The sequence below is a fragment of the Arthrobacter sp. FW306-07-I genome, assembly GCF_021800405.1.
Taxonomy (GTDB): Bacteria; Actinomycetota; Actinomycetes; order Actinomycetales; family Micrococcaceae; genus Arthrobacter.
Genome location: NZ_CP084550.1, coordinates 1306687 through 1333547 on the forward strand (window position 1 = coordinate 1306687; position 26861 = coordinate 1333547).

Annotated in this window: 25 protein-coding genes; 19 read left to right on the forward strand and 6 right to left on the reverse strand. The window is 65.4% G+C overall.

Features of this window, described 5'->3' with window-relative positions:
* Positions 1-9: 9 nt before the first annotated feature.
* The 7 genes from LFT46_RS06080 (at position 10) to LFT46_RS06110 (ending at position 6021) form a co-directional block, all read left to right on the forward strand.
* Positions 10-864, forward strand: a complete 855-nt coding sequence (locus LFT46_RS06080) for an ABC transporter permease (protein WP_236801519.1) — start codon at positions 10-12, stop codon at positions 862-864.
* Positions 819-1673 (forward strand): ABC transporter permease, encoded by an 855-nt coding sequence (locus LFT46_RS06085; RefSeq protein ID WP_373462166.1) that lies wholly within the window; start codon positions 819-821, stop codon positions 1671-1673. The genes LFT46_RS06080 and LFT46_RS06085 overlap by 46 nt, the downstream gene beginning before the upstream one ends.
* 144 nt (positions 1674-1817) lie before the next feature.
* A complete protein-coding gene (locus tag LFT46_RS06090) occupies positions 1818-2381 on the forward strand; it encodes a hypothetical protein (RefSeq protein WP_236801521.1) in 564 nt (187 codons plus the stop codon).
* A gap of 10 nt (positions 2382-2391) precedes the next feature.
* Entirely contained in the window at positions 2392-3225 is an 834-nt protein-coding gene (locus tag LFT46_RS06095) for an exodeoxyribonuclease III (RefSeq protein WP_236821586.1), read from the forward strand.
* A gap of 16 nt (positions 3226-3241) precedes the next feature.
* On the forward strand, positions 3242-4285 hold the full coding sequence (trpS, locus tag LFT46_RS06100) for a tryptophan--tRNA ligase (protein ID WP_236821587.1): 1044 nt from the start codon (positions 3242-3244) through the stop codon (positions 4283-4285).
* 4 nt (positions 4286-4289) lie between these two features.
* Positions 4290-4991 carry a 2'-5' RNA ligase family protein gene (locus tag LFT46_RS06105; protein ID WP_236821588.1) on the forward strand — a complete coding sequence of 234 codons (702 nt, stop codon included), beginning with the start codon at positions 4290-4292 and terminating at the stop codon, positions 4989-4991.
* A 58-nt stretch (positions 4992-5049) separates the two neighbouring features.
* A complete protein-coding gene (locus tag LFT46_RS06110; protein WP_236821995.1) occupies positions 5050-6021 on the forward strand; it encodes a YihY/virulence factor BrkB family protein in 972 nt (323 codons plus the stop codon).
* Between the two features lie 39 nt (positions 6022-6060).
* On the opposite strand, the gene LFT46_RS06115 is transcribed toward LFT46_RS06110, so the two are convergent.
* Positions 6061-8349 carry a hypothetical protein gene (locus LFT46_RS06115; RefSeq protein ID WP_236821589.1) on the reverse strand — a complete coding sequence of 763 codons (2289 nt, stop codon included), beginning with the start codon at positions 8347-8349 and terminating at the stop codon, positions 6061-6063.
* Positions 8350-8649: 300 nt separating this feature from the next.
* Here LFT46_RS06115 and LFT46_RS06120 point away from each other — a divergent pair, with 300 nt between their 5' ends.
* Entirely contained in the window at positions 8650-9951 is a 1302-nt protein-coding gene (locus LFT46_RS06120; RefSeq protein WP_236821590.1) for an ABC transporter substrate-binding protein, read from the forward strand.
* A gap of 26 nt (positions 9952-9977) precedes the next feature.
* Here LFT46_RS06120 and LFT46_RS06125 read toward each other — a convergent pair whose 3' ends face one another.
* The 5 genes from LFT46_RS06125 to sdhC form a co-directional block, all read right to left on the reverse strand.
* Positions 9978-10751 (reverse strand): alpha/beta hydrolase, encoded by a 774-nt coding sequence (locus LFT46_RS06125; RefSeq protein ID WP_236801529.1) that lies wholly within the window; start codon positions 10749-10751, stop codon positions 9978-9980.
* A 175-nt stretch (positions 10752-10926) separates the two neighbouring features.
* Positions 10927-11709 carry a succinate dehydrogenase iron-sulfur subunit gene (locus LFT46_RS06130; RefSeq protein ID WP_142130712.1) on the reverse strand — a complete coding sequence of 261 codons (783 nt, stop codon included), beginning with the start codon at positions 11707-11709 and terminating at the stop codon, positions 10927-10929.
* A 1-nt stretch (position 11710) separates the two neighbouring features.
* Positions 11711-13510, reverse strand: coding sequence for a succinate dehydrogenase flavoprotein subunit (gene sdhA, locus LFT46_RS06135; RefSeq protein WP_236801530.1), 1800 nt, complete (start codon positions 13508-13510; stop codon positions 11711-11713).
* Positions 13511-13619: 109 nt separating this feature from the next.
* Complete coding sequence (locus LFT46_RS06140) at positions 13620-14081, reverse strand: succinate dehydrogenase hydrophobic membrane anchor subunit (RefSeq protein WP_236821591.1); 462 nt, start codon at positions 14079-14081, stop codon at positions 13620-13622.
* Positions 14082-14084: 3 nt separating this feature from the next.
* A complete protein-coding gene (sdhC, locus tag LFT46_RS06145) occupies positions 14085-14420 on the reverse strand; it encodes a succinate dehydrogenase, cytochrome b556 subunit (protein WP_026265921.1) in 336 nt (111 codons plus the stop codon).
* Positions 14421-14752: 332 nt separating this feature from the next.
* Here sdhC and LFT46_RS06150 point away from each other — a divergent pair, with 332 nt between their 5' ends.
* The 11 genes from LFT46_RS06150 (at position 14753) to LFT46_RS06200 (ending at position 26859) form a co-directional block, all read left to right on the forward strand.
* A complete protein-coding gene (locus LFT46_RS06150) occupies positions 14753-15886 on the forward strand; it encodes a mannose-1-phosphate guanylyltransferase (protein ID WP_236801531.1) in 1134 nt (377 codons plus the stop codon).
* 100 nt (positions 15887-15986) lie between these two features.
* Positions 15987-17204: an amidohydrolase gene (locus LFT46_RS06155; protein ID WP_236821592.1), complete on the forward strand. Its 1218-nt coding sequence runs from the start codon at positions 15987-15989 to the stop codon at positions 17202-17204.
* 132 nt (positions 17205-17336) lie between these two features.
* Entirely contained in the window at positions 17337-17771 is a 435-nt protein-coding gene (locus LFT46_RS06160; RefSeq protein WP_236821593.1) for a MarR family winged helix-turn-helix transcriptional regulator, read from the forward strand.
* 44 nt (positions 17772-17815) lie between these two features.
* Positions 17816-18247, forward strand: coding sequence for an organic hydroperoxide resistance protein (locus tag LFT46_RS06165; protein WP_142130706.1), 432 nt, complete (start codon positions 17816-17818; stop codon positions 18245-18247).
* On the forward strand, positions 18244-19260 hold the full coding sequence (locus tag LFT46_RS06170) for an NADP-dependent oxidoreductase (protein WP_236821594.1): 1017 nt from the start codon (positions 18244-18246) through the stop codon (positions 19258-19260). The genes LFT46_RS06165 and LFT46_RS06170 overlap by 4 nt, the downstream gene beginning before the upstream one ends.
* A 257-nt stretch (positions 19261-19517) precedes the next feature.
* The gene (locus LFT46_RS06175) at positions 19518-20627 is read left to right on the forward strand and encodes a BMP family lipoprotein (protein WP_442863677.1); all 1110 of its coding nucleotides are present in this window, start codon (positions 19518-19520) and stop codon (positions 20625-20627) included.
* Between the two features lie 180 nt (positions 20628-20807).
* On the forward strand, positions 20808-22391 hold the full coding sequence (locus LFT46_RS06180; RefSeq protein ID WP_236821595.1) for an ABC transporter ATP-binding protein: 1584 nt from the start codon (positions 20808-20810) through the stop codon (positions 22389-22391).
* Positions 22384-23781 (forward strand): ABC transporter permease, encoded by a 1398-nt coding sequence (locus tag LFT46_RS06185; protein WP_236821596.1) that lies wholly within the window; start codon positions 22384-22386, stop codon positions 23779-23781. Before LFT46_RS06180 ends, LFT46_RS06185 begins: the two co-directional genes overlap by 8 nt.
* The gene (locus tag LFT46_RS06190) at positions 23778-25103 is read left to right on the forward strand and encodes an ABC transporter permease (protein WP_236821597.1); all 1326 of its coding nucleotides are present in this window, start codon (positions 23778-23780) and stop codon (positions 25101-25103) included. Before LFT46_RS06185 ends, LFT46_RS06190 begins: the two co-directional genes overlap by 4 nt.
* A 5-nt stretch (positions 25104-25108) precedes the next feature.
* Entirely contained in the window at positions 25109-25531 is a 423-nt protein-coding gene (locus tag LFT46_RS06195) for a cytidine deaminase (RefSeq protein WP_373462167.1), read from the forward strand.
* On the forward strand, positions 25528-26859 hold the full coding sequence (locus LFT46_RS06200; protein ID WP_236821599.1) for a thymidine phosphorylase: 1332 nt from the start codon (positions 25528-25530) through the stop codon (positions 26857-26859). Before LFT46_RS06195 ends, LFT46_RS06200 begins: the two co-directional genes overlap by 4 nt.
* Positions 26860-26861 lie beyond the last annotated feature (2 nt).

The window sequence follows — 26861 nt, forward strand, 5'->3', positions numbered from 1 at the left end:
TCAGGCGGGTTGGCTGAATCAGTGTCGGGGGTTGGCCCGCGCCCCGCGCTGCGGGCGCACGCGCCGGAGGTCTCGGCGGCCAAGGCGCGGCGTTGGGGTGCCTTCTACTATGCGGAGCAGGTGCTCCGCGTCATGAAGGGGTACACCTGGTCCATCGTGATGTACAGCGTCGGCCAGCCAGTGGCGTACCTGTTCGCCATGGGTGTGGGCCTGGCCACCCTGGTGGATACCGGCAACGAGGCCTTCGGCGGCGTCTCCTACCTGGCCTTCATCGCCCCGGCGCTGCTGGTGTCCGCCGCCGTGATGACTGCTGCCAACGAGTTCACGTTTCCCATCATGGACGGGTTCAAGTGGCGGCGGATCTACTTTGGCCCCCATGCCTCGCCGCTGACACCGCAGCAGATTGCCGCCGGCCAGATCATTGCCGTGACGCTGCGCCTGCTGCTGCAGTCAGCCATCTACTTTGCCGCCGTGGCACTGTTCGGCGCTTCCCCGTCGGGTTGGGGTTGGGTGGGCATCCTGGTGGCCACCCTGACGGGGCTCGCCTTTGGGTTGCCGCTGATGGCCTACTCGGCCTCCATCACTGAGGACAAGGGCCAGTTCGCGCTGGTGATGAGGTTCATTGTGATGCCGCTGTTCCTGTTCTCCGGCACGTTCTTCCCGCTGGAGAACCTGCCACTGGCCGTCCGCTGGATCGGGTGGATCTCACCCATCTGGCACGGCACGGAACTGGGCCGGGTGTTCAGTTTCGGTTACCGTGAACCGCTGCTCCTCACGGTTGTCCACGCCGCCGTGCTGGCGGGGCTGGCTGTCCTGGGATGGGTGCTGACGCGGCGCCGCTTCGCCCTGAGGCTGGGCCAGTGAGCGCCCCCGCGCAGGCGCGCAGCCGGACGTTCGGGCCGCTGTACTCCCGCAACGCCAGGGCAGTAATTGCCCGCGGGCTTATGGCCACGCGGAGCACCAACTGGCTAGTGATGGTGTCCGGATTCTTCGAGCCGGTCCTATTCCTCATCTCCATGGGCGTGGGCCTCGGGGCCATCGTGGGCGAGGTCCAGGGGCCTGACGGTACACACATCAGCTACGCCGCCTACATTGCCCCTGCCCTGCTGGCTGTCTCGGCCATGAACGGTGCGGTGTATGACTCCACGTGGAACGTCTTCTTCAAGATGAACTTCGCCAAGCTCTACCAGGGCATGCTCTACACGTCGCTGGGCCCGCTGGATGTCGCGCTGGGAGAGATCTTCCTGGCCTTGCTGCGGGGCATGCTCTACGCCACCGGATTCACGGCGGTCATGGGGGTCATGGGGCTGATCACTTCGCCTTGGGCGCTGCTCATGATTCCAGCGTCCGTGCTGATTGCCTTCGGGTTCGCCAGCCTCGGCATGGGCATCACCAGTTTCCTCAAGACCTTCCAGCAGATGGACTGGATCAACTTCATCCTGCTGCCCATGTTCCTGTTCAGTGCCACCTTCTACCCCTTGAGCGTGTATCCGCAGCCCATCCAGTGGTTCATCCAGGCCATGCCGCTGTGGCACGGGGTGGAGCTGCTGCGGCAGATCAGCGTGGGAAGCTTCACGTCCGCCACACTCCTGCACGTGGGCTACTACCTGGTGATGACCGCAGTCGGCATGCTGCTGACCACCCTGCGCCTGCGGAGCCTGTTCCTGAAGTGATGCCCGCGTCCAACTAGGTCGCATTACTTGTCGTTTTGAGCCGTCAGAACGACAACTACTGCGAGTCAGTTGGGGGAGCGGGGGTTTGTTCGCCGGGGGTGGAAGGCGGCGGAAGCACAGTGTTCCGTTTGAGACAATGGCTGCATGCGAACTTTGGGCAGCTCCTCGTCATCCTCCAAACCCGCCCGGGGCGGTTTTTCGATGTTCCGGATCAGCGGACCGGGGCTGATGGTCCTGGTGACGGCTTTCGTTGTGGCGGTTATTTTCGCAGCGAACCAGAACGACGTCGTGGGCTGGGTTGTGGCCATCATCGCCGGCTTCTGGCTTGCGCTGGCTGCGTTCGTGGTCTTCAGCATCCAGCGGGCCGCCAAGAAGGCCGGGGCGAAGCTGTCAGAGGCCCAGAGCGCGTTCCAGACGGCAGCCGGACGTGGTCCGGCCCGCGTATCGGCCGACCACGGGGGGACGCAGGTGATCTACGAACGCACCGAGGCTGACGAGGTGCGCGACCTGAAGCTGGACCATTCGTTCAAGATCGTCCAGGTACAAATCCGCGTGGTGGAGGAGGAGCGTGCCAAGGGCGACGCCGCGAACCACGACACCATCAACCGCGCCCTCGAGACCATCCAGATCACAGCCGCCAATGCCCGGGACATGATCAAGTCCTCCGGGGGCAACGGGGAGCCGGTGACCGGAACCATCATCGACTAGAGTGGAGCGGGTGAGCTCGGCATTGAACAAGGACCACCTTCGCATCGCATCCGTGAACGTCAACGGCCTCCGGGCTGCCTACAAAAACGGTATGGCGGCATGGCTGGAGCCGCGCGAAGTGGACATCCTTTGCCTGCAGGAAGTGCGCGCCCCTGACGCCATCGTCCGGGAGCTGCTGGGGGATGGCTGGCATATCCTGCACGCCGAGGCTGAGGCGAAAGGCCGCGCCGGCGTCGCCATCGCATCCCGGCTGGAACCGCTGGAAACCAGGAACGGCATCGGCGACGATTACTTCGCCACCGCCGGACGCTGGGTGGAAGCGGATTTCCGCGTCCCTGACGCTGCAGGAAACCCCGTCCAGCTCACCGTCGCCAGCGCCTACGTGCATTCAGGTGAAGTGGGAACTCCCAAGCAGGATGACAAGTACCGCTTCCTGGACGCCATGCACACCCGGCTTCCGGAGCTGACCAAGCATAGCGACCATGCGCTGGTGGTGGGAGACCTGAACGTCGCCCACACGCCCCGGGACATCCGGAACTCCAAGGGCAACCTCAAGAAGGCCGGGCACCTGCCGGAGGAACGCGCGTACTTCGACCGCTTCTTCGGCGAGGAGGTTGGCTGGCATGACGTCCACCGGAACCTGGCCGGCGACGTCGACGGGCCGTACACCTGGTGGTCCTGGCGCGGCAAGGCGTTCGACAATGACACCGGCTGGCGCATCGACTACCACATGGCCACCCCCGAACTTGCCGCGTCCGCCATTTCGGCTGTTGTGGACCGTGCAGCCACCTGGGACACCCGCTTCTCCGACCACGCCCCGCTGGTAGTGGACTACCAGCTCTAAGCCCGAAAGTTTTTCCATGACCACCCAGACTTCCTCCACTGACAAGAAGCGCATTCTTTCCGGCGCCAAGCCCACGGCTGATTCCCTGCACCTGGGCAACTACATTGGCGCTGTGCGCAACTGGGTGGACATGCAGGCGGAGTACGACGCCGTCTTCTTCATCCCTGACCTGCATGCCATCACGGTCGACTTCGACCCCGCCGAACTGGCAAAGCGCACCCGCATCGTCGCGGCCCAGTACATCGCCGCCGGAATTGACCCGGACAAGAGCATTTTCTTCGTCCAGTCCCACGTTCCCGAGCACGCACAGCTTGCCTGGGCGCTGAACTGCATCACCGGTTTCGGCGAGGCCTCCCGGATGACGCAGTTCAAGGACAAAACCCAGAAGTCCGGTGCAGATTCGGCAACCCTGGGCCTGTTCGCCTACCCCACACTTATGGCCGCGGACATCCTGCTGTACCAGAGCGACCTGGTACCGGTGGGCGAGGACCAGCGCCAGCACCTTGAACTGACCCGGAACCTGGCGCAGCGGTTCAACACCCGGTTCGGGCACACGTTCACCGTCCCCGAGGCCACGATCGTCAAGGAAAGCGCCAAGATCTACGACCTCCAGAATCCCAGCGCCAAGATGTCCAAGACGGGGGAGTCCCCCAACGGTGCCATCCAGCTGTTGGAGGATCCCAAGATCGCGGCCAAGCGCATCAAGTCGGCCGTGACCGACGCCGGAACGGACATCCGCTTCGATCCTGAGGAGAAGCCCGGGGTGTCCAACCTGCTGACCATCTACTCGTCCCTGACGGGCAAGTCCGTGGCGGACCTCGAAGCCGAGTACCAGGGGAAGATGTACGGCCACCTCAAAGTGGACCTCGCCGAGGTGGTGGTGGACTTCATCACCCCGCTCCGCAACCGGACCAACGAGCTGATGGCCGACCCCGCGGAACTCGACCGGCTGCTGGCCCTTGGTGCGGAACGGGCCAGGGAGATCGCCTCGGTCACGCTGGGCCAGGTGTATCAGCGCATGGGCTTCCTGCCGTCCCTCAGCCTCGCAGGAGTCCGCTAGCACCATGTCTTCGAGAAACGTCACCGCCAGGGGAGGTGCCTGCGCCGCCGGACAGGTGGAGCAGTCCCTGGCCGACCGGTTCGGAGACCAATCCAGCAGGAATGCGGCTGCGGAGCATGAAGCACGGAGTGAAGAAATCAGCGTGGGCGTCATCCTGGGGTTCCCGGCTGAGATAGCAGGGGAACTGCAGCGCTGGCGCGCGTCCTTCGGTGACCCCATGGCCGATGTGGTGCCGGCGCACATCACCCTGGTCACCACCACCCCCACGCGGGACTGGGAAGCCACGCGCCGGCATGTCCGTGAGGTTGCCCGGCGCCAGAGTCCGTTCAAGGTCACCATCGCCGGGACGGGGACCTTCCGGCCCGTTTCGCCCGTCGTCTTCATCAACGTTGAGGACGGGTTCGATGACTGCGTGGACCTGCACCGCAAGCTTCAGCAGGGCCCGCTCCATCGCGAACTGCCTTTTGCCTACCATCCCCACGTCACCATCGCCCACGACGTCGCCCCGGAAAGCCTGGATGAGGCCGAAACGGTGCTAAAGAACTACAGGGCCACCTTCCCCGTGGTTAGCATGGGACTCTATGAGCATGATGCCGACGGCATCTGGCAGCTACGGGAAGAGCTGGACTTTGGGACCGAAACTGACAACCACGGCAGCACCGGCCTTCCGGATGCTGCCGCGGACGCCCCCACCGAAGCAGAATAACCAGCAGCCGCTGCCTACCGAGCTTGACCGGTTGAAGCTGGCGGTCATCGAAAAACGGATTGAGTGGAACCGGGCCCGCAAGTCCGGAGGGAAGTTCGCAGCGCTGATGGTCCTGGGGCAGTGGTTCACCGCCCGCCTGAACGTCCTGCGGCCCATGAGGGCCTTCCGCCATTACACCCTCCACTACGGGCCGTTGATGAGTGCCGGCATAGGCTTCAACATGTTTTTCTCCATCACCGGCCTGCTGGCCACCGGCTTTTCCATTGCCGGCCTGGTGCTGAGCGGCCAACCGGCCCTGCTCGACACCATCGTCAGCAGCGTGGCCGCCAGCGCCCCCGGCCTCCTCAAAATCAACGGCGGCCAGGGCCTTGTGGACCCCAAGGACCTGCTGGATCCCAGCGGCCTGGGTTGGACTGCAGTAATCAGCGCCGTGGTCACCGTGGTCACTTCGCTCGGCTGGATCAACGGTATGCGCGACGGCCTCCGGGGCGTACTGCAGCTGCCGCCGCTGATGGTCAATCCCATCCTGCTGAAGCTGCGCGACGCCGGAATCCTGCTGCTGCTGGGCCTGTCCCTGGTGATCAGCGCGGCCGCTTCGCTGGTCTTCGGCACGGCAGCCGGGTGGGTTTCCAACTTCCTGCACCTCACTGACGCCTTGGCCGGGCCCCTCACCACGTCCGTGAAGATCATTGTGCCGCTGGTCCTCAACTGGGTCACGGCGCTGATCATGTTCCGGCTGGCCGCAGGCCTGAAGCTGTCCCGGCGGGCTTTGCTTGAAAGCACCATCCTCGCGGCCCTGGGCACCACCATCCTGCAGATCTTCAGCACTGAGCTGTTGGGCGGTGCCGGCCGCAACCCCCTCCTGGCCTCGTTTGCCGTCATCATCGGGCTTTTGATCTGGTTTAACCTGGTCAGCCAGGTCTACCTCGTCTCGGCGGGGTGGGCCGCCGTACGCGAGGCGGACCTGGAGTCCGGCGGCACTCCCCGCAAGACCATCCTCGGGGCAAAGCGCGCCACACCCCAGACCTGATACTGCCCGGCAGGCTGCACGCCACGCCAACTTTCACAGTCAGGGAGCCGGCACCAGCCCCTCCCAGGCCACTGTCCAGCCCGGTGGAAAACCGGGTGCATGCCCCTCCGGGCCGTGGTCCCAGCCAGCGGCCATCAGCGCGGCCGCGGCAAGCAGACCGCCGTTGCCCGGAAGGTACAAGGGCAGGGAGTCCGTTTGGCGGTTGTGCCCGTTCGGCAGGACCGTGTTCTTGCCGGCGTCCTGCAGGAGCGCGTCCACGGCGGCCTCCGGGTCACCCAGCCGCGCGGCCGTCATGGCCATCACCGGGTAGTCCCAGCCCCACGTGCTGCCCCAGTCCCAGTCGGCCAGGACGTCATCCAGCGTTGCCCGCATGGTTGCTTCATCAATCAGTCCCGTCAGCGGCAGGACGCCGAGGGCGCAGAGCATGGAGGGATGGTCCGTCCTGACGGTGAATGGTTCCACGTCCATGGCTGCGTAGACACCGTTGACCACCCGCGGGCGCACCAGCCCGTCGGCCACCGCCTGCCAGGCATGAACAGGTTCCAGGCCCAGCCGTTCCCGCCACGCGGCGGCGGTCCGGAGGCCCCACTGCCAGTAGGCAAGTTCGAAGGTGGGATTCATGACCTTGGCCCGCATGGACCCATAGCTCTCCTGCGCGGGGATGAGCGGCGGACCAAGTTCGAAACCGCGCGGCGTGGGGTGGGCGAAGCTGGCCATGAACTCCGCGGACTCGAACACGATGTCCGCGAACTCCTCCAGCACCTCGCGGCCGGGGTTGGCCCGATACGCCAGTTCCGCCAGGTGGAGGGGATGTGGTTGCTGCCAAATCAGGAACGTCCCGATCGGGCTGGGGCTCTCCCTTCCATCCGGACCTACCTGCTTTGGCCAGCGGGCGCCGTCGAACCCCTGCGCCCGTGCCGTCTGCCGGGACGACTCCAGCACCGTTGTATACCAGCGCAGGGAGGGGAGGAGCAGTTCCGCGCGGTTCCAGTGCGCAAAATGGGCGGCGTGCCACCAGTGCATCTCCAGGTGGAAACGTCCCCGCCACGAGTTGCACACCAGGCCCGTTTCCTGCGGCGGCAGCGATCCGGAGCAGTTGACGGCGGTCAGGTACTGGGAGAGGACGATGCGTCGTTCCAGCTCCTTCGCCCTCGCGTCCGGAGTGGCGGCCAGTTCGATGGCACCTCCGGAGCGCCAGAACCTGGGCCAGTGCTCCATTGAGGCAGCCGCAACGTTGCTGCCGGGCTGGCTTCCGCCAGGAGGCTGAGGGGCGTCAGGGGAAGGCCCGACGGCGGAACGAGGCTCGCTGCCTGCGCACGCCTTGCCTGCCACCTGGGAAAGGCCGGCGCCGCCCCTGGGGATGCAGTCACCATCGCCCCCGGACACGAAGGCAACGGACAGGTCCAGGACGTCCGGCCCGGAATGCGTGTCCAGGCAGATGCGTACCGAGTGCGCTCCAGCCTGCTCCACATCAAGGCCGTGCCCGCTGACCACCACCTGGTACCGCGAGTTGTCCAGCGCGCGGTCCACAGTCCAGCTGGGCGCCCCCGGGTGGAGCTCGGCGGGGTGGGGTCCGTGAAGACTGGTGGCATGGGCAGCGGACTGGCCCCACTCGGCAGCATCGTGCCAGGCCTCTGACCCGTACGGGAAGTCGATGGCAATCACCAGGCCCTCCCGGAGCGCCCGGGACTCCACACGGATCCCGAGCTCATCGCGGTGGGGGTGGCAGGCCGTGGTGACCTGCACTGGATGGCCGGCAACGGTGAAGGAGCTGGCGACAACACCCGTCCACAGATCCAGTGTCTGGCCGCTGTCGGAGAGTTCCGCGGAATTGATCGGCCGGCTGGCTCCGTCCTGCAGCAGCTGAAAACCGACGCGTCCCAGGTCAAGGCGGTGCGGATTTGCCCGCAGCCAGGTTTCCGCGGCGGAGGTGCCCGTCTCGCGGTCATTGACAATGTCTCCCATCATGTCCACGTAAGGGACGGGTCCCCGTGGTGATTCATAGAGGACGGTGGACCCTGCCAGGGTGTACCGGTCGCCGCCGGGCGTGGAGTGCCAGCCCCAATTCGACTGCGTCCCCAGCAGGGTTCCGGGCGGGAGTTTTTCCTCGCGCGGCCCCACCGGATACTCTGCCGGCAGGGTCTGCAGCCCGGTGAGGTCAATGGTGAAAGCGAACTCGCCGTTGCCTACGGATACGGGGCTTCGGGTATCAAGCCTGCACTGCCGGACGTTATGGCGCTGCACCAGCGCCTTCCGGTCGATAGCGCCGGATGGCCGTTGTGCCTGGGTCATGGCCTGCTGCCCTGCGGTGCTGCTGCGGCTGTGCATGGTGGACGCCCTCCTGACGGTAATCTGTTGCCGGCGCCGCGAATTTTCCGGACGCACGGATAGCTGGCCTCTGCGACTGAAGAGCGGCGGAGGATGAAGAAAGCGGTTTCCGGCGGTTCTATCTTTTGCTGGTTCGAGGATGCTGTCAAGGCGCTTGGCGCGAGGCACTGCGTTCGAAACTATCGGCGCGCGGGAAGGCCTGAATGGGTAATCGTCGGCCTATTGACGACCGCCATACCAATTGATACGTTTCACGAAACCGCTTTCTCGTCACCCGCACTTACGGAAGAAGCCTGCCCAATGACGCGTCACGCTGCCCGGAGAATCCGCCAATCCCTTGCCGTCCTATCGGCCGCAGCCCTTCTGGCCGTGACCGCCGGCTGTTCCAGCCCATCCTCCAACAAGGCTGAGGAGGGGCCGGTGGAAATCCGGTTCTCCTGGTGGGGCAATGCCGGCCGCGCCGAGCTGACCAACAAGGCGATTGCGGAGTTTGAAGCCGCCAACCCCAACATCAAGGTCAAGCCGGAATACGGCGACATCGGCGGCTACTTCGACAAGCTGGCAACCCAGGTGGCCGCCAATGACGCTCCGGACGTCATCACCATGGGCGGCGCCTACCCCGCCGAGTACGCCAACCGCGGGGCGCTGCTGGACCTGACCAAGGTGCAGGGCTCCCTGGACCTGTCCAGGATCGATCAGGGTGCGCTGGAAAACGGACAGGTCAAAGGCAAGCAGTACGGTGTCTCCACAGGTGCCAACGCCCTGGCCATCGTGGTCAATCCCGCTGTCTTCTCGGCGGCAGGTGTGCCTTTGCCGGATGACAGCAGCTGGAGCTGGGATGACTTCGCCAGGATCGCCGGCGACATCACGGCCAAGAGCCCCAAGGGGACGTACGGGACGGCCACGGTCCTCACCCATGACTCGTTGGATGCCTTCGCCCGCCAGCGCGGCAAATCCCTCTACACCCAGGACGGCCAGTTGGGGCTGGACAAGCAGACGGTGCAGGACTACTTCGATTATTCGCTGAAGCTCAGCGAATCCGGAGCCGCTCCAAGTGCGTCGGAAACGGTGGAGAAGCTCAACGTCAGCACGGAGCAGACCCTGATGGGCATGGGCAAGGCGGGGATGATGCTCACGTGGAGCAATTCACTGACCGCCCTCAGCAAGGCCTCCGGCGCGGAGCTGAAACTGCTCAAGCTCCCCGGCGAAAAACCCACCCCGGGAATCTGGCTCCAGTCCTCGCAGTTCTACACCATCTCGGCCCGCAGCAAGCACACGGACGCCGCCGCAAAGCTTGTGAACTTCCTGGTCAATAACCAGGCCGCGGCCAAGATTATCAAGAGCGACAGGGGCATCCCCGGCAACTCCGAGATGCGCGCCGCCATCCAGGACCTGCTCACACCGCAAGGCAAGGTGGAAGCGGAGTACATCAACCAAATCGGCAAGATGGACTTCGCCCCCACGTACATCGGCCCCACCGGTTCCACCGCGGTTTCCGAAATCACCGCCCGGATCAACACCGAGGTCCTGTTCAAGCGGCTCACGCCGGAGAAGGCCGCCGAGCAGTGGCTCAGCGAGAGCAAGGCAGCGATCGGCAAGTAGTTACCCGCGGGGCACCGGGCAGGGCGTCAGGCTGATGCGGCGTCGAGGTACTGGTCGGCCCATGCTGCGATGATGCGCGCAGCACGGGCAGCCTGGCCCTTCCCCGTCAGCAGGTGGTCGCTGCCCTCAAGGGACACGAAATTCCGCGGGTGCCTGGCGGTCTGGAAGATGGTGCTGGCGTTCTCGATCCCCACCGTGTTGTCGGTGGGGGAGTGCAGCACCATCAGTGGCTTGTGCAGCTGCTTGATGCAGTCCGTCAGGTCCGCATTTTCCAGATCCTCCACGAAGTGCCGTCGGATCTCCACCCGCTTGCCGCCGAGGTCCACCTCGGCGCTGCCCTCGCTGAGGATCCTGTCCAATGCAGCATCGAAGACGTGTGCCACGTGCTTGGGGGAGAAGGGGGCACCCACTGTGGCAACGGCGTCGAGTTCCGGAATGTCCCGCGCCGCAGCAAGCACTGCTGCACCGCCAAACGAGTGTCCCACCAGCAGGGAAATCTCCTTCCCCTCGCTGCGCATGAACTCTGCCGCCTTCACCGTGTCGGCTACCTTGTGGCTGAAGGAACCTGCGGACCATTCACCGGCGGAGCCGCCCAGGCCCAGGTTGTCGAAGCGCAGCATCCCGATGCCGCTGTCCGCCAGCGCCTTGCACATGCGCGCTGCGGAGGGGCTGTCCTTGCCCAGGGTGAACCCGTGCGAGAAGACGCCCCAGCCCTTGACGGGACCTTCCGGGACGTCGATGATGCCGGACAGCAGCTCGCCTGTGGAACCGGCGAAGGTGACTTTTTCGGAGCGGGACAAGGGGGACCCTTTCTGTGGGCGGACAGCTTGCTCTATCAGTCTTGGTCCCCAAACCCCAGGTTTAGCGACCAAAGCTGATAGAGCATCCGGGTGCTTAGGTGCTGGAACGACGACGGCGCCGCCACCACACGTGGTGAGCGACGCCGTCGGCCGTTATCCAGGTTGTTGAACGCGGTTAGATCCTGCGGGCCAGGATGGCCTGCTTCACTTCCGCGATGGCCTGGGTGACCTGGATGCCTCGGGGGCAGGCCTCCGAGCAGTTGAAGGTGGTGCGGCAGCGCCACACGCCTTCCTTGTCGTTGAGGATCTCAAGGCGCATGTCGCCGGCATCGTCTCGGGAGTCGAAGATGAAGCGGTGCGCGTTGACGATCGCTGCCGGGCCGAAGTACTGGCCATCGGTCCAGAACACCGGGCAGGAGGACGTGCACGCGGCACACAGGATGCACTTGGTGGTGTCATCAAAGCGCTCACGGTCCTCAGCGGACTGCAGGCGTTCCCGGGTGGGCTCGTGGCCCTTGTTGATCAGGAAGGGCATGACTTCGCGGTACGACTGGAAGAAGGGTTCCATGTCCACGATGAGGTCCTTCTCCACCGGCAGGCCCTTGATGGGCTCAACCGTGATGGGCTTGGACGTGTCCAGGTCCTTGAGCAGCGTCTTGCAGGCAAGGCGGTTGCGGCCGTTGATGCGCATGGCGTCGGAGCCGCATACGCCGTGGGCGCAGGAGCGGCGGAAGGACAACGTGCCGTCCATCTCCCACTTCACCTTGTGCAGGGCGTCCAGGACACGGTCCGTGCCGTACATGGTCAGGTGGAAGTCGTCCCAGGTGGCTTCCTCGGAAACCTCCGGGTTGTACCGGCGGACGCGCATGTGGACGTCGAACGTGGGGATTTCCCCGCCTCCGCCAACGCCGGCAGGAAGTTCAACCTTTGAGGCTGGCTCAGCGATTTCAGCGGTCATCTTAGTACTTCCTCACCATCGGCTCGTAGCGGGTAAAGACAACCGGCTTGGTGGCGAGGCGGATGCCGGCGATTGACTCCGCCGATCCGTCAGCCGGCGCGTGGTCGTCCTTGTACGCCATGGAGTGCTTCATGAATTTCTCGTCGTCACGCTCGGGGAAGTCCTCGCGGAAGTGTCCGCCGCGGGATTCCTCGCGGTGCAGGGCGGCCACGGTCATGACCTTGGCCAGTTCCAGCAGGAAGCCGAGCTCAACGGCCTCGAGCAGGTCCAGGTTGAAACGCTTGCCCTTGTCCTGGACGTTGATGCGCTTGTACCGCTCCTCGAAGGAAGCAATGTCGCGCAGCACCTGGTTCAGGGTGTCCGCGGTGCGGAACACCTGCATGTTGGCGTCCATCGTGTCCTGCAGTTCCTTGCGGATCTGCGCCACCTTCTCGTCGCCGGTGCCGTTGCGGGCGATGTCCAGCAGATCGGTAGTGTAGGCCAGCGGGTTCTCCGGCAGTTCCACGAACTGCGCGGTCTTGGCGTACTCGGCAGCGGCGATGCCGGCGCGCTTGCCGAACACGTTGATGTCCAGCAGCGAGTTGGTGCCCAGGCGGTTGGAACCGTGGACGGACACGCAGGCCACTTCACCGGCGGCGTAGAGGCCGGGGACCACGGTGTCGTTGTCCTGCAGGACCTCGGTCTGGATGTTCGTGGGGATGCCGCCCATGGCGTAGTGCGCGGTGGGGAACACCGGTACCGGCTCCGTGTACGGTTCCACGCCCAGGTAGGTGCGGGCGAACTCAGTGATGTCCGGAAGCTTGGCATCGATGTGCGCAGGCTCCAGGTGGGTCAGGTCCAGGAGGACGTAGTCCTTGTTCGGGCCGCAGCCGCGGCCTTCGCGCACCTCGTTGGCCATGGAACGGGCCACGATGTCACGCGGCGCGAGGTCCTTGATGGTGGGGGCGTAGCGCTCCATGAAGCGCTCACCCTCGGAGTTGCGGAGGATGGCACCTTCACCGCGGGCGGCCTCGGAGAGGAGGATGCCCAGGCCCGCGAGGCCTGTCGGGTGGAACTGGAAGAACTCCATGTCCTCCAGCGGGATGCCGCGGCGGAACGCGATGCCCATGCCATCACCGGTGAGGGTGTGTGCATTCGAGGTGGTCTTGAAGACCTTGCCGGCGCCGCCGGAGGCGAACACCACGGACTTGGCCTGGAAGACGTGCAGTTCACCGGATGCCAGGTCGTAGGAGACGACGCCGGCAACGCGCTTCTGCTTGTAGGGGGTGCCGTCTGCGCGCACGGCGTCCTCTTCAACCGTCAGCAGGTCCAGGACGTAGTACTCGTTGTAGAACTCAACGTTGTGCTTGACGCAGTTTTGGTACAGGGTCTGCAGGATCATGTGGCCGGTGCGGTCCGCGGCGTAGCATGCGCGGCGGACCGGTGCCTTGCCGTGGTCCCGGGTGTGGCCGCCAAAGCGGCGCTGGTCGATCCGGCCTTCAGGCGTGCGGTTGAAGGGCAAGCCCATCTTTTCCAGGTCCAGCACGGCGTCAATGGCTTCCTTGGCCATGACCTCGGCTGCGTCCTGGTCAACCAGGTAGTCGCCGCCCTTGACGGTGTCGAAGGTGTGCCATTCCCAGTTGTCTTCCTCGACGTTGGCAAGGGCGGCACACATGCCACCCTGTGCCGCACCCGTGTGCGAGCGGGTGGGGTAGAGCTTGGTCAGTACTGCTGTGCGCGCGCGCTGACCGGATTCGATCGCGGCGCGCATGCCAGCGCCACCGGCACCGACGATGACGACGTCGTACTTATGGACCTGCATACCAGATGCTCTTTCTCTCAAAATTCGCTATGAAACAACGGGGCGGCTTTGCCTGCTCCGCAAAACGGGGCCCGCGGGAAAGCCCGCGGGCCCCGGGGTTGTGCCAGTGCTAGGCAGGGCAGAAACCGCCCGGAAGGGCAACGCCGTTCACCACGGGGCACGGGTTGAACGTGAAGATCACCAGGGTGCCCAGGAGGATGATGACCACGGCCGCTGCGTAGAGCACGGTCTTCAGCCAGCGGCGGGTGAAGGTCTTCTCGGCGTAGTCGTTGATGATGGTCCGCACGCCGTTGGTGCCGTGCAGCATGGCCAGCCACAGCATGGCCAGGTCCCAGAACTGCCAGAACGGGTCCGCCCACTTGCCGGCCACGAAGCCGAAGTCGATGGCGTGGATGCCTTCGCCGACCATGAGGTTCACGAACAGGTGGCCGAAGATGAGGACCACCAGCACCACGCCGGAAAGGCGCATGAACAGCCAGGCGATCATCTCGAAGTTGCCCTTGGAGCCGCCGCTGCGGCGGTACTGGGGGGCGATCCGCCCGCTGCGGGGGCTCTCGATGGTTGCAGTCATGGCTTAGTGACCTCCGAGGGCGAGGGACAGATGGCGGATGGAGAAGGCAACCATGGTCACGACCCACAGGGCCAGGACTGCCCACAGCATCTGCCGCTGGTACTTGGCGCCCTTCTTCCAGAAGTCGACGGCAATGATCCGCAGGCCGTTGAAGGCGTGGAAAACGATGGCGGCAACGAGGCCGGTCTCGCCCAGCGCCATCAGGGGGTTCTTGTAGGCGCCGATCACGGCGGTGTAGGCCTCCGGTGACACACGCACCAAGGAGGTGTCCAGGACGTGGACCAACAAGAAGAAAAAGATCACTACACCGGTAATGCGGTGTCCTACCCAGGACCACATGCCTTCACGGCCGCGGTACAAGGTGCCAGCTGGTTTTGTCGGCACTGATAAACCTCCCTGCAACACAGCGGCGCTGGCATGAGATCCATGCGGGGGGAACGCCTGCTGCGAGAGCACTCGTAGCTCAGGCCTAAATCTAGGCTCCGCTAACAGCTTATTCAATTTAGGCGTTTATTGGTGCCCAGTGCTGGTGCGGATTTTCGGGCGAAATGAGACCAACGCCACATGCTCTCGGGCTTTTTGGGAAGTGGTTGGCGGGGGAGTGCGGCAAAATGCGGGACGATTGCGTTGCCGCAGGAGCCCTGAGCGGCCCTTCGGCTAAAGTAGCCGTGATGAGTACAGACAAAGTGACAAGCCCGGTTTCACCCCTTGACCGCTTCATTGCGGTGATTCCGGCAGGCGGAGTGGGGACCCGCCTCTGGCCACTGTCACGAGCAGCAGCTCCCAAGTTCCTTCACGATCTCACCGGATCGGGCAGCACCTTGCTGCGCGCCACCTATGACCGGCTGCAGCCACTGGCAGGCAACCGGATGCTGGTGGTCACTGGCAAGGCCCACCGTGAAGCCGTGTGCCGGCAGCTCCCGGAAGTCAACGACGGCGACCTCGTCCTTGAATCGGAGCCCAAGGACTCGGGTGCGGCCATCGGCCTCGCGGCGGCAATCCTGCATGAACGCGATCCCGACACCATCATGGGTTCCTTCGCCGCCGACCAGGTGATCAGCCCGGACCACCTGTTCCAGCAGGCCGTCCGCGAGGCAATCCACACGGCTGCCGCGGGCAAGATCGTGACCATCGGCATCAAGCCCACCCACCCGTCCACCGGCTTCGGCTACATCCGTTCCGGCAAGGCGCTGAACATCGAAGGCGCTCCCAGCGCCCATGACGTGGTGGAGTTCGTCGAGAAGCCGGACGAAATGGTGGCCCAGCAGTACGTGGACAGCGGTGACTACGTATGGAACGCCGGAATGTTCGTGGCGCCCGTGTCCCTGATGCTCAAGCACCTCGAGGCCAACCAGCCGGAGCTGTTCCAGGGCCTGCAGGAAATCGCCCGGGCGTGGGACACCCCGCAGCGCGACGAGGTCACCGCGCGCGTCTGGCCAACCCTGCCGAAAATCGCCATTGACTACGCAGTGGCCGAGCCCGCCGCCGAAGCCGGGGACGTCGCCGTCGTGCCTGGTACCTTCCGCTGGGACGACGTTGGCGACTTCGCCTCCGTGGGCCGGCTTAACAGTGCCAAGGAAGTGGACGACGTCACCGTCCTGGGCGAAGGTGCCCGCGTGTTCACCGAGAACTCAAGCGGCGTCGTGGTCACCGACACCAAGCGCGTCATCGCCCTGATCGGGATCCAGGACGTCGTCATCGTCGATACCCCCGACGCCCTGCTGGTGACCACCATGGCCAACTCGCAGCGCGTAAAAGCAGCCGTGGATGCCCTCAAGGCAAGCGGGGACACGGACGTTCTCTGACCTGGGAACCTGCCGGCACCTTCGGGTGCCGGCAGGTTCCGGATGTAATGCGGCGTCAGTGAATGGGTGCTTAAGCCTCTACCGTCGCTAGAGTGAAGCAGTGCGCAATTACACGACTGAAGCCGAGCCCACCGCCCTGGTGGCTCCGTGGCTCGAACCGCTCCTGCCGGAACTGATCGAATTCCGCCGGGACCTCCATGCGCACCCGGAACTGTCCTTCAAGGAGTTCCGTACCACCGACAAGCTTGCCGAGCGGCTCGAAGCCGCCGGGCTGAGCCCTCGCCGCCTGGAAGGCACCGGACTGACGGTGGACGTGGGCGAAGGCCCCATCGCCACCGCCCTGCGCGGCGATATCGATGCCCTGCCCATCATCGAGGAAACGGGCCTGCCGTTCGCGTCGAAGAACCACGGCGTCACCCACGCCTGCGGCCACGACGTCCACACCACCACCATGCTGGGCATAGCCCTGGTCCTGAACCGGATGCACCAGGAAACACCCCTCGGCGCCACCGTCCGGATCATCTTCCAGCCCGCGGAAGAGACCATGCCCGGCGGCGCGCACTCCTGCATTGAGCAGGGCGTCCTGGAAGGCGTGCCCCGGATTCTGGCGCTGCACTGCGACCCCCGGATCGAAGTGGGCAAGGTGGGAACCCGGATCGGTGCCATCACGTCTGCCTCCGACACGATCCGTATTGAACTTTCCGGACGCGGGGGCCACACGTCGCGCCCCCACCTCACCGAGGACCTGGTGTTCGCACTGGCCCAGATCGCGGTCAATGTCCCGGCCGTGCTGTCCCGCCGCGTGGACGTGCGCAGCGGCGTGTCCGTGGTGTGGGGGCAGATCACCGCGGGCTCGGCGCCGAACGCCATCCCGGGTGCGGGCTACATGGCCGGCACCATGCGCTGCCTGGACCGGGAAGCCTGGCACGCCGCCGGCGAGCTCCTTGACGAGGTAGTCCACCAGGTGGCGGCACCCTACGGGGTGGACGTGCACCTGGAGCACACCAGGGGAGTGCCGCCGGTGGTGAACTCCGAACACGAGACGGCCTTGATCGAGGCCGCTGCCCGCGCCGAGATCGGCGAAAGCGCCGTGGTGCTCACCCCGCAGTCCATGGGCGGCGAGGACTTTGCCTGGTTCCTGGCCGAGCTTCCCGGGGCGATGATGCGCCTTGGCACCAAGACGCCCGGCGGCGAGGACTACGACCTGCACCGTGGCGACTACATCCTGGACGAACGTTCCCTGGGCCTGGGCATCCGGGTGCTGACCGCGGCGGCCCTGCGGACCATCCGGGACCTCGAGCAGCCCGCCATCCCCTAGCACCACCCGCCCTGCGCCGGCCTGCCACAAGAAGGTGCGGACCGCCGTCGGGAAAGCACGACGGCGGTCCACGCCCGGCCGCCCGACCCCGGGTAAGTTGTGCACAACTAAGTTGTGCGCTACCGTGGTGGTATGACCGAAGCGCCCCGCCTGGACCGGCAAGTATGTTTTGCGTTGTACTCAGCATCCCGGGCCGCCACCGCGGTCTACCGGCCGGTCCTCGACCAACTGGGACTTACCTACCCGCAGTACCTGGTGATGCTGGTGCTGTGGGAAAGCGAACCACGGGGCGTGAAGGAACTCGGCGGGGAACTCGGCCTGGACTCAGGCACGCTGTCCCCGCTGCTCAAGCGCCTGGAAGCGCTCGGGCTCGTGGAGCGCCGGCGGTCCGGCGAGGATGAGCGCCGCGTCGCCATCCACCTGACGCCCGCCGGGCGAAGCCTCAGCGGGCCGGCCAGCGCCATCCCGCAGCGGCTGGCCGACGCCGCAGGGCTGTCCCTGGACGAACTTGAACAACTGCGGGCCACCCTGGGCAAGCTCACGGCCGCGCTGCATCAGTCGCTCTGAGCGCCCAATCCTGCACCATCCCACCAACAGGACGGACATCTTTCGTGAAGACTCTCTACACCGCCGAGGCACTTGCCTCCGGCGAAGGGCGCGACGGCACCGCGCGCAGCAACGACGGCCGGTTGGCAGTGGACCTGGCCAGCCCCGTCGAACTGGGCGGCAACGGCCAGGGCACCAATCCCGAACAGCTATTCGCCGCCGGATACGCCGCCTGCTTCCACTCAGCCCTGCGCCTGGTGGGCCGCAAGGCGGGTGCCGACCTGACGGACTCGGCAGTGGCAGCGAAGATCCACCTGGGACAACTGGACGGCGGAGCCGGCTTCGGGCTGGCCGCCGAACTGGAAATCGCCCTCCCCGCCCTCGACCTCGCCACCGCGGAGGACCTGGTGGCCAAGGCGCACCAGGTCTGCCCCTATTCGAACGCCACCCGCGGCAACATCAACGTCGACCTCAAGATCCTGGAGTACGCAGCATGAGCACAGCCCTGGCAACCACCACCCGTGAAATCCGGCTCGCCTCGCGCCCTGTCGGGCGTCCCACCGGCGACAATTTCGAACTGGCAGAGTCACCGCTGCCCGCACTTGAAGACGGCCAGGTCCTGGTACGCAACCTCTTCATGTCGGTAGACCCGTACATGCGCGGCCGGATGAACGACGTCAAGTCCTACTCCGCACCCTTCGCCGTCGGCAAGGTGCTCGACGGCGGCGCGGTGGGTGAGGTGGTCGCATCCCGTTCGTCGGCACATAAGGAGGGCGACGTCGTCGTCCATTCCCTGGGCTGGCGCGAGTACGCCGTGGTGGACGGCAGCGCTGCCACCCCGGCCCGCACCGACCTGGCACCTGCTTCCGCCTTCCTCGGCGCCCTGGGCATGACCGGGCTCACGGCCTACACCGGACTGTTGAAGGTTGCGGAGTTCAAGCCCGGGGACGTCGTCTTCGTCTCGGGGGCGGCCGGCGCGGTCGGCTCCCTGGTGGGCCAGATCGCCAAAGCCATGGGCGCCTCCCGGGTCATCGGCTCTGCCGGGTCCCCGGCCAAGGTGGCGCGCCTCCTCGAACTCGGCTTCGACGCCGCCTTCGATTACCACGACGGTCCTGTGCTGGAGCAGCTGGAGAAGGCTGCCGGCCCGGCCGGCATCGACGTCTACTTCGACAACGTGGGCGGCGAACACCTTGAGGCCGCCCTGGCGGTCCTCAACGTGGGCGGCCGGGTGGCCATGTGCGGCGCCATCGCACAGTACAACTCCACCGAGCCCACCCCGGCACCGCACAACCTGATGCAGGCAATCGGCAAGCAGCTCACCTTGCGCGGATTCCTGGTAGGCGGGCAGCGCCAGCACGCCGCCGAGTTCGCGGAGAAAATGGCCGGCTGGCTGGCCGACGGCACCGTGCGCTACGACGAGACGATCGTCGATGGCCTCGAGAACGCGCCGCAGGCCTTCATGGACCTCCTGGACGGCGCAAACACCGGAAAAATGCTCGTCCGGCTCTAGGCGCCACCGGGCTATCCATCAGCAGTAGGGGCACCGCATCCAGCGGTGCCCCTACTGCTTGGTAACAACTTGTAAACAATCCTCCGGATGGGCTCCCGGCATGCTATGGGGACGTGGCGCAGGCCACTAAAGTGGGTGCCATCAGTGCGCTCCGGCGCAGTGCTGCGTGCCTTCAGTGAAAACAGAATTTCAGCGCCGTAACGGACACTCATTGAACTACAGCCCGTAGCGCCACTCGCATCATCCCTGGAGGAAAATTGAACAAATCACTGCGTGCCGTCTTCAAGCGCGGTTCAATGGCAGGCGTGGCCACCCTTGGTGCGTCCGCGCTTGTGCTCACTGCCTGCGGTGCCGCCCCCGAAGCCGGAAGCACCCCGTCAGCAGGGGCCAGCGACTACGTCGGCTGCATCGTGTCGGACTCCGGCGGATTCGACGACCAGTCCTTCAACCAGTCCTCCTACGAGGGCCTGAAGAAAGCGGAGAAGGACCTCGGCATCAAGGTCAACCAGATCGAGTCCAAGACCAACAACGACTTCGAACCCAACCTGCGCGCCATGGTCACGGCCGGCTGCAACCTCACCATCACCGTGGGCTTCCTGCTCGGTGACGCCACCAAGGCCCAGGCAACCGCTAACCCGGACAAGCACTTCGCCATCATCGACTTCGGCTACGACCAGCCCATCAGCAACGTCAAGCCGATCATCTATGACACCGCACAGGCCGCATTCCTGGCCGGCTACCTGGCAGCAGGAACCACCAAGACCGGCACCGTGGCCACCTTCGGCGGAATCAAGATCCCCACCGTGACCATCTTCATGGACGGTTACGCCGACGGCGTGAAGTACTACAACCAGCAGAAGGGCAAGAACGTCAAGCTGCTCGGCTGGAACAAGGACGCCCAGGACGGCAGCTTCACCGGCGACTTCGAAAAGCAGGACGTCGGCAAGCAGCTGACCAAGAACTTCCTGGACCAGGGCGCGGACATCGTCATGCCCGTGGCGGGCCCGGTGGGCAAGGGCGCGGGCGCCGCGCTGAACGAGGCCAAGGCCGCCGGCAAGGACGTCAAGCTCATCTGGGTTGACTCCGACGGCTACCTCACCGCCCCGGACTACAAGGGCATCATGCTCTCCTCCGTCATGAAGCAGATGGGCGAGGCCGTGGAAACCGTGGTCACCGAGGACAAGGACGGCAAGTTCAACAACACCCCGTACGTCGGCACCCTTGCCAACGACGGCGTGCAGCTGGCACCCTTCCACGACCTCGATTCCCAGGTCCCCGCGGAACTGAAGTCCGATCTCGAGGCGATCAAGAAGGACATCGTGGCCGGCAAGCTGAAGGTTCAGTCCGCAGCAAGCCCCAAGGCCTGATCCACCACAGGAAGCGCCGCCGCCGGCCCGTCACCCACTGGCCGGGCGGTGGCGCTTTTTGCTGGCCGAACGTTTACCCCGCACGGCCGGCTCCTCCCGGGACTGCAGCCACTAGGCTGGTGCTGCAGCCAGATATCCCGTCCGGTCTGATCACCGGACGCTTCGAGATTGGTCAGAGTTTTGAAACTTGAGCTTCGAGGGATCACTAAACGCTTTGGCGCGCTGCTGGCCAACGACCACATCGATGTGGTGGTTGAGCCGGGACAGATCCACTGCCTCCTCGGCGAAAACGGGGCCGGCAAGTCCACCCTGATGAACGTGCTTTACGGGCTGTACGAGCCCACCGAGGGCGACATCCTCATCGATGACAAGCCGGTTGCCTTCCGCGGCCCAGGCGATGCCATGGCCGCGGGAATCGGCATGGTGCACCAGCACTTCATGCTGGTGCCGGTGTTCACCGTGGCGGAAAACGTGGCGCTGGGCGCCGAGCCCACCAAAGCCGCCGGCTTCCTCAACCTGGACCAGACCAGGCAGCGCATCAAGGAAATCTCGGACCAGTACGGCTTTGACGTTGACCCGGACGCCCTGGTGGAGGACCTGCCGGTGGGCGTGCAGCAAAGGGTCGAAATCATCAAAGCCCTGGTCCGCAACGCCAAGGTCCTCATCCTCGACGAACCCACGGCCGTCCTGACGCCGCAGGAGACCGACGAACTCCTGGACATCATGCGCCAGCTCAAGTCGCGCGGCACTTCCATCGTGTTCATTTCGCACAAGCTGCGCGAGGTCAAGGAAGTTTCGGACACCATCACTGTTATCCGGCGCGGCAAGGTGGTGGGCACCGCCGATCCTGCCGCTTCCACCACCGAGCTTGCCTCGATGATGGTGGGCCGGGCGGTCAGCTTGAATTTGGACAAGGCCCCCGCCCAGCCCAAGGAAACCACGTTCGAAGTCACCGACCTCACCGTCGTCGCGCCCAACGGCCAGCACGTGGTGGACCACCTCAGCTTCCACATCAAGCGCGGGGAGATCCTGGCCATCGCCGGGGTGCAGGGCAACGGGCAGACCGAACTCACCGAAGCGATCCTGGGCCTGCAGGACCGGGTCACCGGCTCCATCGTCCTGGACGGCAAGGAACTGGTGGGCCGGTCCGTCAAGGAAGTCCTCGACGCGGGCGTCGGCTTTGTTCCGGAAGACCGCAAAGTGGACGGGCTGGTGGGCACCTTCTCCGTGGCCGAGAACCTGATCCTGGACCTTTATGACAAGCCGCCGTTCGCCAAGGGGATCAGCATGAGCCCGGCGAAGATCATGGAAAACGCCAAGGCACGCATCGGTGAATTCGATGTGCGGACGCCCTCGGCTGCAGCTGCCGCCGGAACACTTTCCGGCGGCAATCAGCAAAAGCTCGTGATGGCCCGCGAACTCTCCCGCCCCCTGCGCCTGTTCATCGCCTCCCAGCCCACCCGCGGCGTGGACGTGGGTTCCATCGAGTTCCTGCACCGGCGGATTGTGGCAGAGCGCGACCAGGGAACCCCGGTGATGATTATTTCCACCGAACTGGACGAAGTCATGGAGCTGGCCGACCGGATCGCAGTGCTCTACAAGGGCAGGCTGGTGGGCACCGTTCCGGGCGGGACCAGCCGGGACGTCCTGGGTCTCATGATGGCGGGCATACCGCCGGAAGAGCACGCACCGCAGCACGCACACACCCCGCAGGCCGGGACCCCGGCCCCCACCTCCAACGCCGAGGGAGCCGACCATGCCTGACCAGCCTTCCCCCAAACATGCAGCGGGCGAACAGCACGCCGCTGATCCACACAAAACGACCGCCCATGCGGGCGTGGACAGCCCGGCCGCCGAGGAAACCGCAGCGGTGGTAGCCGTCGACACTGCCGGCGGAGCCATGCAGCCTTCCGCGGTTCCGGCCACGGCCCAAAGCGGACAGTTGCCGGGTGGCCCCGATACCGTGCTGCGCCGGATCTTTACCGGGAGCGGCGTGGTCTCGGTCCTGGCGGTGCTGCTGGCGCTGATCATCGGCGGCCTGCTCATCGCAAGCACGGACAAGCAGGTGGCCGCCACCTCCAGCTACTTCTTTGCCAGGCCCACGGACATGCTGACGGCGGTATGGAATGCCGCCACCCGGTCCTACATCGCACTGTTCCAAGGATCGGTGTTCAACCCCCGGGGCAACGGCCTGGCCGCGCAGTTCGCCCCCTTCATGGAAACCCTCACCATCGCCACGCCGCTGATCACTGCCGGCCTGGGCGTGGCGCTGGCATTCCGGGCTGGCCTGTTCAACATCGGTGCGCAGGGCCAGATCATCGTGGCAGGCATCCTGGCGGCCTGGGTGGGCTTCGCACTGCACCTGCCGGTTGGCCTGCATCTGCTGCTGGTGCTCGTGGCCGGCATCGTCGGCGGTGCCCTCTGGGCCGGACTGGTGGGCCTGCTCAAGGCCCGGACCGGAGCCCATGAAGTCATCCTGACCATCATGTTCAACTACATTGCGCTCTACTTCCTGCGCTACCTGCTGAACACCCCGGCGTTCCAGCGTCCGGGGGAGTCCAACCCCATTTCACCCATCCTGGACCCCAGTGCTGTATACCCGCAGATCCTGGGCAGCCAGTACCGGCTGCACCTGGGCTTCCTCCTGGCGATCGCCGCCACCTTTGTGGTGTGGTGGCTCCTGAACCGGTCCACGGTGGGCTTCGAGTTCCGGGCCGTGGGCGCCAACCCCAAGGCTGCGCAGACCGCCGGCATCAACGTCTCCCGCTCCACCATCCTGGTCATGGCCATCGCAGGCGGCCTCGCCGGCATGTCCGGCGTGGCGCAGGTTGCCGGCACCGAAAAGGTGCTCACCGACGGCGTGGCCGCTACGTACGGGTTTGACGCCATCACGGTTGCCCTGCTGGGACGTTCGACGCCGTGGGGCACCTTCGCAGCCGGCCTGCTGTTCGGCGCTTTCCGCGCCGGAGCGGTCCAGATGCAGATCCAGACCGGCACCCCCATCGACATCGTCCTGGTGGTCCAGTCCCTGATTGTCCTTTTCATCGCCGCACCGCCGCTGGTCCGGGCCGTCTTCGGCCTGAACCCCAGGCGCAGGAAGCCCGCGCGCACAGCCAAGTCCGGGCAGGCAGCCACAACCGGAGGTGCCGCATGAGCACAACACTTTCATCGTCCAGGTCCGGCAACCCCCAGCCCGGCGGCTCCGCGGCCGACACCCGCTCCGCGGCGCCTTCGGGCAAACCGGCCACCTGGAAAACCCCGGTCCTGCTCGCCGTGTTCGCGTTGATCTCCCTGGTGTTTTTCGGCCTCCTGGCCCCCCACCAGACGGCAAGCTTCGGCATCTCCACCGAGGGTGATTTCTTCCAGCTCCCGGCACTGGAAATCAACGCCTTTGCCGGCGGCATCACGCTGTCGGTACTCCTTGTTGCACTGGCCGGTTACGCCGTCTATTTGAAGACAAGGAACCAGGCGGTTCCCGGCTGGCTCCCCGTCACGTTCATCGTGGTCTTCGTGGCCGCGTTCCTTATCTGGGTAGTGGGCGGCGCCCGCACTCCCGCCATCTCATTAGCGGGTCTCATCGCCGGGTCGGTCACGCTTGCCGTCCCGCTCGTGTTCGGTTCACTTTCCGGTGTCCTGTGCGAGCGCGCTGGAGTGGTGAACATCGCCATCGAAGGGCAGCTCCTTGGCGGGGCCTTCACCGCGGCCATTGTTGCCAGCATGACCAGGAGCGCTTTGGTCGGGCTGCTGGCGGCCGCTATAGCGGGCGCGGTGGTGTCCATGGTCCTGGCGCTGTTCAGCATCAAGTACCTGGTTAACCAGATCATTGTCGGAGTCGTCCTGAATGTGCTGGTCTCCGGCGTGACCGGCTTCCTCTTCAGCACCGTGATGCAGGCCAACAAGGCCCAGTTCAACTCGCCGCCCGGCCTGGACGTCATCGACATCCCCGTGCTCTCCAGCATCCCGATCATCGGGCCCATCCTGTTCCGGCAGTCGCTGGTGGGATACCTCATGTACGTCGCTGTCGCGGTGGTCTGGGTGGGCCTGTTCAAGACCAGGTGGGGCCTGCGTGTCCGCGCAGTGGGTGAGCACCCGCAGGCGGCGGACACCTTGGGCATCAACGTCAACGCCACCCGGTTCTGGAACGTCACACTGGGCGGTGCTGTAGCCGGCATCGGCGGCTCGTTCTTCACCCTTGTTGCCATCGACAGCTTCACCAAGGAAATCTCCGGAGGCCGCGGATTCATTGCCCTGGCCGCCCTGATCTTCGGACGCTGGAACCCTGTGGGTGCCTTCTTCGCGGCACTCCTGTTCGGATTCGCCGATAACCTCCAGAGCATTGTCACCATCATCGGTACGCCCGTGCCCAGCCAGTTCATGGCCATGCTGCCCTACCTGGTAACCGTGCTCGCCGTCGCCGGCCTGGTGGGTCGTTCCAGGCCGCCCGCGGCCGACGGCATCCCCTACGTCAAGGGATGACCGCCATGGAAAATGCACAGTTGGACAACGCACAGGCCGTGGACTGGGCAGCCCTCGAAACCGCGGCCGTCGCAGCCATGAAGAATGCGTACGCCCCATACTCAAAGTTTCCCGTAGGCGCCGCGGCGCTCACCGGGGACGGCAGGATCGTCAGCGGCTGCAATGTGGAGAATGCCAGCTATGGGCTGACGCTTTGCGCCGAATGTGCCCTGGTGGGAAACCTGCAGATGACCGGTGGTGGGCTGCTGCGGGCGTTCTACTGTGTCGACGGGGCGGGAAACATCCTGATGCCCTGTGGCCGCTGCCGCCAGTTGCTGTACGAATTCCGTGCCCCGGACATGCAGCTCATGACTACCCAGGGCATCAAGACCATGGACCAGGTGCTGCCCGACGCCTTTGGTCCTGAACATCTGGAGGAGACCCGGTGACCGAGAACCAAACACCGAACAGTACCGCCGAAGCGTTCGACGCCGTCGACATCATCCGCACCAAGCGGGACAAAGGGACGCTGAGCCCCGAACAGATCGACTGGACCATCGACGCGTACACCCGCGGGGCCATCGCCGACGAGCAGATGGCAGCCCTGAACATGGCCATCCTGCTCAACGGAATGGACCGGACCGAAATTGCCCGCTGGACGGCGGCCATGATCGCCTCCGGTGAGCGAATGGATTTCTCCAGCCTCCGGCGTCCCGACGGCGGCCTGAAGTACACCACGGACAAGCATTCCACGGGCGGGGTGGGGGACAAGATCACCCTGCCGCTGGCCCCGCTGGTGGCGGTATTCGGGGTCGCCGTGCCCCAGCTGTCCGGCCGCGGCCTGGGGCACACCGGAGGCACCCTGGACAAGCTGGAGTCAATCCCCGGCTGGCGGGCCAACCTCAGCAACGACGAGATCCTGGCCCAACTCCAGGACGTTGGCGCAGTGATCTGCGCCGCCGGCGCCGGGCTTGCCCCCGCCGACAAGAAGCTGTACGCGCTCCGGGACGTCACCGGCACGGTGGAGGCCATCCCGCTGATCGCGTCATCGATCATGAGCAAGAAGATCGCAGAGGGCACCGGCTCGCTGGTCCTGGACGTCAAGGTGGGCAGCGGGGCGTTCATGAAAGACGAAGCGACAGCCCGCGAACTCGCCGAAACCATGGTGGCGCTGGGCAAGGACGCAGGAGTTAACACTGTTGCGCTGCTGACCAACATGGACACCCCGCTGGGCCTTACCGCCGGCAATGCCATCGAGGTCGAGGAATCGCTGGAGGTCCTGGCGGGCGGCGGTCCTGATGACGTGGTGGAGCTGACTGTGCGGCTCGCCGAAGAAATGCTCGCCGCGGCAGGAGTGCGCGACGCCGATCCCGCTGCCGCGCTGAAGGACGGCCGAGCCATGGACGTCTGGAACCGGATGATCTCCGCCCAGGGCGGCGACCCACAGGCAGCCCTGCCAAAGGCCAGGGAATCCGACGTCGTATACGCCCCCGCCGACGGGGTGCTGGTGGAACTGGACGCGCTCGCCGTTGGCGTGGCCGCGTGGCGCCTGGGTGCCGGCCGTGCGCGGAAGGAGGACCCCGTCCAGGCCGGGGCGGGGGTGCGCATGCACGCCAAGCCCGGCGCCACAGTCCGGGCCGGGGAGCCGCTGATGACGCTGCTCACCGATACCCCGGAGCGGTTCGCCCGTGCCCGCGAAGCCCTGGAGCACGCCGTGGTTATTGCTCCGGAAGGTTCACGGCCTGCCCAGCAGCTCATCATCGACCGCATAGCATAGTG

Excerpts from the sequence above, each read along its gene's own strand:
- LFT46_RS06085 (WP_373462166.1), top strand. The coding sequence starts at position 819 with ATGGGTGCTGACGCGGCGCCGCTTCGCCCTGAGGCTGGGCCAGTGAGC.
- LFT46_RS06090 (WP_236801521.1), top strand. The coding sequence starts at position 1,818 with ATGCGAACTTTGGGCAGCTCCTCGTCATCCTCCAAACCCGCCCGGGGC.
- trpS (WP_236821587.1), top strand. The coding sequence starts at position 3,242 with ATGACCACCCAGACTTCCTCCACTGACAAGAAGCGCATTCTTTCCGGC.
- LFT46_RS06105 (WP_236821588.1), top strand. The coding sequence starts at position 4,290 with ATGTCTTCGAGAAACGTCACCGCCAGGGGAGGTGCCTGCGCCGCCGGA.
- LFT46_RS06115 (WP_236821589.1), bottom strand. The coding sequence starts at position 8,349 with ATGCACAGCCGCAGCAGCACCGCAGGGCAGCAGGCCATGACCCAGGCA.
- LFT46_RS06120 (WP_236821590.1), top strand. The coding sequence starts at position 8,650 with ATGACGCGTCACGCTGCCCGGAGAATCCGCCAATCCCTTGCCGTCCTA.
- LFT46_RS06130 (WP_142130712.1), bottom strand. The coding sequence starts at position 11,709 with ATGACCGCTGAAATCGCTGAGCCAGCCTCAAAGGTTGAACTTCCTGCC.
- sdhA (WP_236801530.1), bottom strand. The coding sequence starts at position 13,510 with ATGCAGGTCCATAAGTACGACGTCGTCATCGTCGGTGCCGGTGGCGCT.
- LFT46_RS06140 (WP_236821591.1), bottom strand. The coding sequence starts at position 14,081 with ATGACTGCAACCATCGAGAGCCCCCGCAGCGGGCGGATCGCCCCCCAG.
- sdhC (WP_026265921.1), bottom strand. The coding sequence starts at position 14,420 with ATGTGGTCCTGGGTAGGACACCGCATTACCGGTGTAGTGATCTTTTTC.
- LFT46_RS06150 (WP_236801531.1), top strand. The coding sequence starts at position 14,753 with ATGAGTACAGACAAAGTGACAAGCCCGGTTTCACCCCTTGACCGCTTC.
- LFT46_RS06160 (WP_236821593.1), top strand. The coding sequence starts at position 17,337 with ATGACCGAAGCGCCCCGCCTGGACCGGCAAGTATGTTTTGCGTTGTAC.
- LFT46_RS06170 (WP_236821594.1), top strand. The coding sequence starts at position 18,244 with ATGAGCACAGCCCTGGCAACCACCACCCGTGAAATCCGGCTCGCCTCG.
- LFT46_RS06185 (WP_236821596.1), top strand. The coding sequence starts at position 22,384 with ATGCCTGACCAGCCTTCCCCCAAACATGCAGCGGGCGAACAGCACGCC.
- LFT46_RS06190 (WP_236821597.1), top strand. The coding sequence starts at position 23,778 with ATGAGCACAACACTTTCATCGTCCAGGTCCGGCAACCCCCAGCCCGGC.
- LFT46_RS06195 (WP_373462167.1), top strand. The coding sequence starts at position 25,109 with ATGGAAAATGCACAGTTGGACAACGCACAGGCCGTGGACTGGGCAGCC.